Source organism: uncultured Jatrophihabitans sp. (assembly GCF_964252635.1).
GTDB lineage: Bacteria > Actinomycetota > Actinomycetes > Mycobacteriales > Jatrophihabitantaceae > Jatrophihabitans.
The window spans coordinates 153,189-160,672 of sequence record NZ_CAXUNP010000003.1; the positions used below are offsets into that span (position 1 = coordinate 153,189).

The 7,484-nt window shown below is 70.2% G+C and carries 4 protein-coding genes and 1 pseudogene; 4 read left to right on the forward strand and 1 reads right to left on the reverse strand.

The window, feature by feature from the left end:
* Positions 1-1,479 (forward strand): annotated as a pseudogene (locus ACFFCA_RS02605) (hypothetical protein); the annotation flags it as partial.
* Between the two features lie 167 nt (positions 1,480-1,646).
* On the opposite strand, the gene ACFFCA_RS02610 reads toward ACFFCA_RS02605, so the two are convergent.
* Positions 1,647-2,612, reverse strand: a complete 966-nt coding sequence (locus tag ACFFCA_RS02610; RefSeq protein ID WP_375481515.1) for a heme o synthase — start codon at positions 2,610-2,612, stop codon at positions 1,647-1,649.
* A 189-nt stretch (positions 2,613-2,801) separates the two neighbouring features.
* On the opposite strand from ACFFCA_RS02610, the gene tkt reads away from it, so the two are divergent.
* From tkt to zwf, 3 genes are all read left to right on the forward strand, one after another.
* Complete coding sequence (gene tkt, locus ACFFCA_RS02615; protein WP_375481517.1) at positions 2,802-4,919, forward strand: transketolase; 2,118 nt, start codon at positions 2,802-2,804, stop codon at positions 4,917-4,919.
* Positions 4,920-4,943: 24 nt separating this feature from the next.
* Positions 4,944-6,053, forward strand: coding sequence for a transaldolase (gene tal / locus ACFFCA_RS02620; RefSeq protein WP_375481519.1), 1,110 nt, complete (start codon positions 4,944-4,946; stop codon positions 6,051-6,053).
* Between the two features lie 86 nt (positions 6,054-6,139).
* On the forward strand, positions 6,140-7,484 hold a 1,345-nt coding region (zwf, locus tag ACFFCA_RS02625), incomplete at its 3' end, for a glucose-6-phosphate dehydrogenase (protein ID WP_375481521.1).

The following is a 7,484-nucleotide window of genomic DNA, read 5'->3' on the forward strand; positions in this document are numbered from 1 at the left end:
TACGGCCAGGGCAGCTACGGCCAGGGCGGTCAGCAGCAGGGCGGGTACGGCCAGAGCGGCTACCCAGCACCGGGCGGTGGCGGAGCCACGCCGTGGGCCGGCAATCCCGCGCCGGCGAACCCCAAGAAGCGTCGCAACCTGCTCATCGCGGCCGGTGTGGTCGTCGTCCTCGTCGCGGCCGGCCTGATCACCTGGCTGGTGCTGCCCGGCGACGACGCGCCGTCACTGACCTACCAGGGCAAGAGCATCAAGGATCCCGCCACGGTGTTGACCGCCGCCGAGACCTCGGTGAACAAGACGGTGTCGTCCCGCCACGGTACGAAGAGCAAGGACACCCGCTGCTACTTCGTCCAGGCCGACAAGCCGGCCCAGGGCAAGAAGAAGAGCGACATCGACAGCAGCCTGTCCTGCGGGCCGGTGCTGTTCGTCGACGGCGACGCCAAGCAGGAGTACCTGCCCGTGCCGCTGTCGGCCAATACGTCGGGCAGCAAGGCGCAGCTCACGCCGCAGTCGTCGCTGGACGGTGTCGACCCGTCCAGCGTCCGGTCCGGCTACAAGCTGGTGCGGCCCGACAGCAAGACCAAGCCCGCCGGCGACGGTGGTCTCAAGGTGCCGCAGCCCCCGCCCACGACCAAGGACTCGATCACCGCGACGTCGCTCGGCTCGACCGCGGCACCGGCCTCGCTCACCGGCGCCGTCATGGTCGGTCGCACCGCCAAGGTGACGGTGTCGTCCGCCGGCTACATCGCCCGCTACGGCACCGGCACCGACGCCCGGAGCGCACCGAGCGGGCAGAAGCTGCTCGCGTTCCGCACCTCCTCCGACGACGGGGACATCAGCGGCGGGACGAGCGCACAGGTCAAGCTGGCCGTGGACGGCGCCACGCGCGACGTCCCGACGCCGGGCTCCGACGAGTACGTGGTCGCCGCCGTGCCCGCGTCCGCCTCGGTCGCGCTGCAGCTCGTCGACTCGGGTGACACCCAGACGATCTCGTTGCCGCAGGGCACGCCGGGCAGCAACAACATCGCGGTACTCACCCGTACGCACCGCACCCAGTTCCTCGGGCGCACGCTCAACGTGCCGATCACGGTCAGCAAGGGCTCGCGCAGCGCCAAGGTGACCTTCCGGACGTCCGCCACGCTCGCATCGCTTGACTACTGGCCGCCGGCCAACACCTCGGTCAAACCGAGCAGCCCGTCCAAGGCCCTGCTGTCGGTGCGCGTCAACTACACGGACTCGGGCAACTCGGGCGGCCCGTACGGGTACGACCCCGGTCTGCTGCGGCTGCGGCTGCCGAACGGCACCTACGTCAAGGCCCGCAACATCGCTCCGTCGGGCAAGATCGCCAACGTGTTCGAGGTGCCGGCGAACTTCACGACCGGGACCGTGCAGATCACCGGCACGGTGCCCGCGTCCGGCGGTGTCAAGGTCAGGGTGCGCACGCTGCAGCAGATCCCGATCAGCATCCCGGCCGGCTGAGCAACCGATCCGGCCGGCTGCGAGCCGGTCGGCGGCCCGGACGCCCCGTCCACCTCACCCGGTGGGCGGGGCGTCGTGCCGTGCGGTGCGGTGCGGCGCCGTCAGGATGGCCGGAGCAGATGCGAGGAGTCCTGCGGGCCGGGCAGCAAACGGCCGGGGCCGCAGGGTCAGCGGACGAAGACGTCGACCGCGACGGCCACGAACACGAAGGCCAGGTAGCTGTTGGACAGGTGGAACAGTTGCATCGGCCGGGCGTCGACGCCGCGACGGGTACGGGAGAGCAGGCGGTGTGCCGACGCGACCAGCGCCGCGCCGGCGCCGATCGCGAGCACGCCGTAGACCCACGAGGTGGCGATGGGCCACAGCGCCACGGAGGTCAGCGCCGTCAGCCAGGCGTACACGGTGATCTCGACCGCGACCCGCATCGGGGTGGCCACCACGGGCAGCATCGGCACGCCGGCGTTCGAGTAGTCCTCGCGGTAGCGGATGGCCAGCGCCCAGAAGTGCGGCGGCGTCCAGAAGAACACGACACCGAACAGGACGAGCGGCGCCCACGAGAGCGAGCCCGTGACGGCCGACCAACCGATGAGCACCGGCATGCAGCCGGCGGCTCCACCCCAGACGATGTTCTGGGAGGTCCGCCGCTTGAGCAGCATGGTGTAGACGACGACGTAGAACGCGATGGCCGCAGCGGTCAGCCCACCGGCCAGCCAGTTGGTGATCGCGCCCATGCCGACGACGGCAACCGCGCCCAGCACCAGGCCGAACCACAGCGCGCCGACGGGTGAGACCTCGGCACGGGCCAGCGGCCGGTGCCCGGTCCGGCGCATCTTGGCGTCGATGTCGCGGTCGACGTAGCAGTTCAGCGCGTTGGCGCTGCCTGCCGCGAGCGTGCCGCCCACCATCGTCACGACCACGACCCACCACCGGGGCAGGCCGTCCGCGGCCAGGATCATGGTCGGCAGGGTCGTGACCAGCAGCAGCTCGATGATCCGCGGCTTGGTGAGGGCGACGTAGGCCGCGATGCGGCTGCGCCGGCGGGCCTGACCGCGCCGGACACCAGGCCGGCCCGGGGGGGCTGCGAACTCCTCGCCGTGGCCCGCCCGTGCGGGCGCCACCGGAGTCTGCGTCACGACTTCAGGGTAGCCGCCGAGCCCGGTCGTCCCGCACGCAGGCCAGCCCGTTCCGCCCCTGACGGGGGCTCTGTTGCGGACACCGGAAGTGGCTAGGCTGGGCAGGGCCAGAACTTGGGTACCACGACCCCTGGACAACCGGGCCCCGCGTGGGCCCCACACAAGCGATGCGAAGGGACCTGATCGTCCGTGACCGACACAGGCAAGAGTTCAGCGGACGGCGTCATCACGACGCACCCGGACTGGTGGACCGACCTCGACACGAAAGCGGTCGACACCGCACGCCTGCTCGCCGCGGACGCGGTGCAGAAGGCCGGTGACGGCCACCCCGGCACGGCGATGAGCCTGGCCCCGTTGGCCTACCTGCTCTACCAGCGCGTCATGCGTCTGGACCCGACCGACCCGGAGTGGGTCGCGCGCGACCGCTTCATCCTGTCGAACGGGCACTCGTCGCTGACGCAGTACTGCCAGCTGTTCCTGTCCGGCTACGGCCTCGAACTGAGTGACCTCGAGTCGCTGCGCATGTGGGAATCACGCACGCCCGGCCACCCCGAGTACCACCACACCGCAGGTGTCGAGATCACCACCGGCCCGCTCGGGCAGGGCCTGGCCAACGGCGTCGGGATGGCCATGGCCGCCCGCCGTGAGCGCGGCCTGTTCGACCCGGACGCCGCCCCCGGCACGTCGCCGTTCGACCACCACATCTACGTCATCGCCGGTGACGGGTGCATGGAGGAGGGCGTCACCGCCGAGGCCTCCTCGCTGGCCGGTCACCAGGAGCTCGGCAACCTCACCGTGTTCTACGACGACAACCACATCTCCATCGAGGACAACACCGACGTCGCGTTCAGCGAGGACGTCGGCAAGCGCTACGAGGCGTACGGCTGGCACGTGCAGTACGTCGACTCCGGCGAGGACATCGTCGCGCTGGAGAACGCGATCACCGAGGCGCGGAACGTCACCGACAGGCCGTCGTTCATCATCGTGCGCACGATCATCGGCTGGCCTGCGCCGACGCTCCAGAACACCGGCAAGGCCCACGGTTCGGCGCTGGGCACCGAGGAGATCGCACGGACCAAGGAGATCCTCGGCTTCCCGAAGGACACCTCCTTCTACGTCGCCGACGACGTCCTGGGCCACGCTCGTCGCGTGATCGAGCGTGGCCGCGACGCGCACGAGTCCTGGCAGAAGGACTTCGACGCCTGGGCGCAGGGCAACCCCTCCGGCGCCGCGCTGCACGACCGCATGCAGACCCACACCCTGCCCGAGGGCTGGACCGACTCGCTGAAGTCGTTCCCGGTCGAGAAGGACGGCAAGCCCAACTCGATCGCGACCCGCAAGGCGTCCGGCGAGGTCCTGACCGGCCTGGCCGACGCGCTGCCCGAACTCTGGGGCGGTTCGGCCGACCTCGCCGGCAGCAACCTGACCACCATGGAGGGCGAGCCCAGCTTCCTGCCGTCCGATCACCAGACGAAGATGTTCCCGGGCGGGCCCTACGGCCGCACCCTGCACTTCGGCATCCGCGAGCACGCCATGGGCGCGATCATCAACGGCATCGCGGTGCACGGGGCCACCCGCCCGTACGGCGGCACGTTCCTCGTGTTCAGCGACTACATGCGCCCGCCGGTCCGCCTGGCCGCGCTCATGAAGCTGCCGTCGATCTTCGTGTGGACGCACGACTCCATCGCGGTCGGCGGTGACGGCCCCACTCACCAGCCGGTGGAGCACCTCGCCGCGTTGCGGGCCATCCCGGGGCTGGACGTCGTGCGCCCGGCCGACGCCAACGAGACGGCCGTGTGCTGGCGCCAGGTGATCGAGAACTACGGCCGGCCGGCCGGCCTGGCGCTGTCGAGGCAGGGCCTGCCCGTGCTCGACCCGGAGAAGACGCAGGACGCGACCCGCGGCGCCTACGTCCTGGCCGAGGCGACGGTGGGCCGCGCCGAGGTCATCCTCATCGCCACCGGGTCCGAGGTGTCGCTGGCGCTGGAGGCCCGCACCGTGCTCGAGGACAGCGGCACCCCCACCCGGGTGGTGTCGATGCCGTGCGTCGAGTGGTTCGAGGCGCAGCCGCAGTCCTACCGCCAGGAGGTGCTGCCACCCGAGATCAAGGCCCGGGTCAGCATCGAAGCTGCGGTGTCCTTCGGCTGGCGCCAGTGGATCGGCGACGCCGGCGAGTCGATCTCCGTCGAGGAGTTCGGTTCGAGCGCCCCGGGCGACGTGGTGTACGAGCAGTTCGGCTTCACCCCCGACCGCGTCGTCGCGGCCGCCCACCTGTCCATCCAGCGGGCCAGCAGCGCCACGGCCTGAACTGCGTCATCCGTAGGAGGAAACATGAGTGAACCCCTGGCCGAACTGTCCGACGCCGGTGTCTCGGTGTGGCTGGACGACATCAGCCGTGAGCGTCTGAGCACCGGCAACCTGCAGGACCTCATCGACACCAAGCACGTCGTCGGGGTCACCAGCAACCCGACGATCTTCCAGAAGGCACTGGAGAACGGCGAGGCCTACGACGAGCAGGTCCGCGCCCTCGCCGCCCGCAACATCGAGGGCGACGACGCTATCCGCCTGCTCATGGCCTACGACATCCGCTGGGCGTGCGACGTGCTGCGCCCCGTCTACGACCGCACCGACGGTCAGGACGGGCGGGTGTCGATCGAGGTCGACCCGCGCCTGGCGCACGACGGCGACCGCACGACGGCCGAGGCCAACGGCCTGTGGTGGCTCGTCGACCGTCCCAACGTCATGATCAAGATCCCGGCCACCCAGGAGGGCCTGCCGGCGATCACCGCGGCCACCGCGGCCGGCATCAGCGTCAACGTCACCCTGATCTTCGGCCTCGACCGGTACGACAAGGTCATGGACGCATACCAGAGCGGGCTCGAGCAGGCCCGCGACCGCGGCATCGACCTGTCCACGATCCGCTCGGTCGCGTCGTTCTTCGTGTCCCGCGTCGACACCGAGGTCGACAAGCGGCTCGACAAGATCGGTTCGGACGAGGCCAAGGCCCTGCGCGGCAAGGCGGCCGTGGCCAACGCCCAGCTCGCCTACCAGCGCTTCGAGAAGGTCATCGCCGCCGACCGGTGGAAGGCCCTGGCCGACGCGGGCGCCAACCCGCAGCGCCCGCTGTGGGCCTCGACCGGCGTCAAGGACCCGGCCTACGACGACACGATGTACGTCACCGAGCTCGTCGCCCCGAACACGGTCAACACCATGCCCGAGGCCACGCTCGACGCGGTGGCCGACCACGGCCGCATCACGGGCAACACGATCGCCGGCAGCTACGAGGCCGCGCAGCAGGTCATCGACCAGCTTGCCGGCCTGGGTATCGGCTACGACGACGTGATCGACACCCTCGAGGCCGAGGGCGTGCAGAAGTTCGAGGACTCCTACACCCAGCTGGCCGACAGCGTGAAGAGTCAGCTCGCCCAGGCTGACAAGTAGCAGCCGACAAGTAGCAGCCGCCGAGCAACAGCGGCCACGAAGCAGCCGACACGTAGCCGACGAGCAATTCACCAGATCGGGGTCCGATGACCGAACCGGGCACGACCACCGAGGGCCAGCCCGACGCCCTGGTCGGTTCCGCACAGACCGACCAGGGCGGGTCCAGCTCGACGACCGACGCGCCGCGGGCCAGCACCCCGGCCGCCACCGGCGAGGCCCTGTCCGAATACGGCGCCGACGGGCCGAACCCGCTACGGGATCCGGCCGACCGACGCCTGCCGCGGGTACCGGAGCCGTGTGCGCTCGTCATCTTCGGTATCGGCGGCGACCTGTCCCGCAAGAAGCTGATCGCGGCCATCTACGACCTGGCCAACCGTGGGCTGCTGCCCACCGACTTCGTGCTGGTCGGTTTCAGCCGCGCCGACTGGCCGGACGGCGGCTCGTTCGAGGCCATGGCGCGCAAGAGCGCCAAGGACCACGCGCGCACGGTCTGGAACGAGGAGGTGTGGCGCCGTCTGGCCCACAACTCCCGCTTCGTCGAGGGATCCTTCGACGACGACGACGCCATCGACCAGCTCGTCGCGACGATGAACGAGCTGAAGGACAGCCACGGCATCAAGGGCAATGCGGCGTTCTACCTCTCGATCCCGCCCACGCTGTTCCCGAACGTGCTCAAGCAGATGCAGCGCACGGGCCTGTCGGACGCCCGGCAGGCCGGCGGTTGGCGCCGGGTCGTCGTGGAGAAGCCGTTCGGCCACGACCTGCCGAGCGCGCTCGAGCTCAACCAACTCGTCGACAGTGTCTTCCCCCCGCGCGACGTCTACCGCATCGATCACTATCTGGGTAAGGAGACGGTCCAGAACCTGCTGGCGCTGCGGTTCGCCAACCAGCTGTTCGAGCCGGTGTGGAACGCCAACTTCGTCGACTCCGTCCAGATCACCATGGCCGAGGACGTCGGCATCGGCGGACGTGCGGCGTTCTACCAGGCCACCGGCGCCGCCCGCGACGTGTTGCAGAACCACCTGCTGCAGCTGCTGGCGCTGACCGCGATGGAGGAGCCGGTCGAGTTCTCCCCCGAGGCCGTGCGCATCGAGAAGCTGAAGGCACTGCGCGCCATCTCCCTGCCCGACGACCTCGAGCGGTACGCGGTGCGCGGCCAGTACGACCAGGGATGGCTGGCCGGCGAGCGCGCGGTCGCCTTCCGGGCCGAGAAGGGCATCCCCGAGGACTCGACGACCGAGACGTACGCCGCCGTCCGGCTCGGCATCGAGACCCGCCGCTGGGCCGGCGTGCCGTTCTACATGCGCACCGGCAAGCGGCTGCCCAAGCGGGTCACCGAGATCGCGGTGCTGTTCAAGAAGGCACCCCACCTGCCCTTCAGCAAGACCGACACCCAGGAGCTCGGGCACAACCAGCTCGTCATCCGGGTGC

What these genes read in the sequence shown, in the direction of transcription:
- tal (WP_375481519.1), top strand. Translation starts at nt 4,944, where the DNA reads ATGAGTGAACCCCTGGCCGAACTGTCCGACGCCGGTGTCTCGGTGTGG.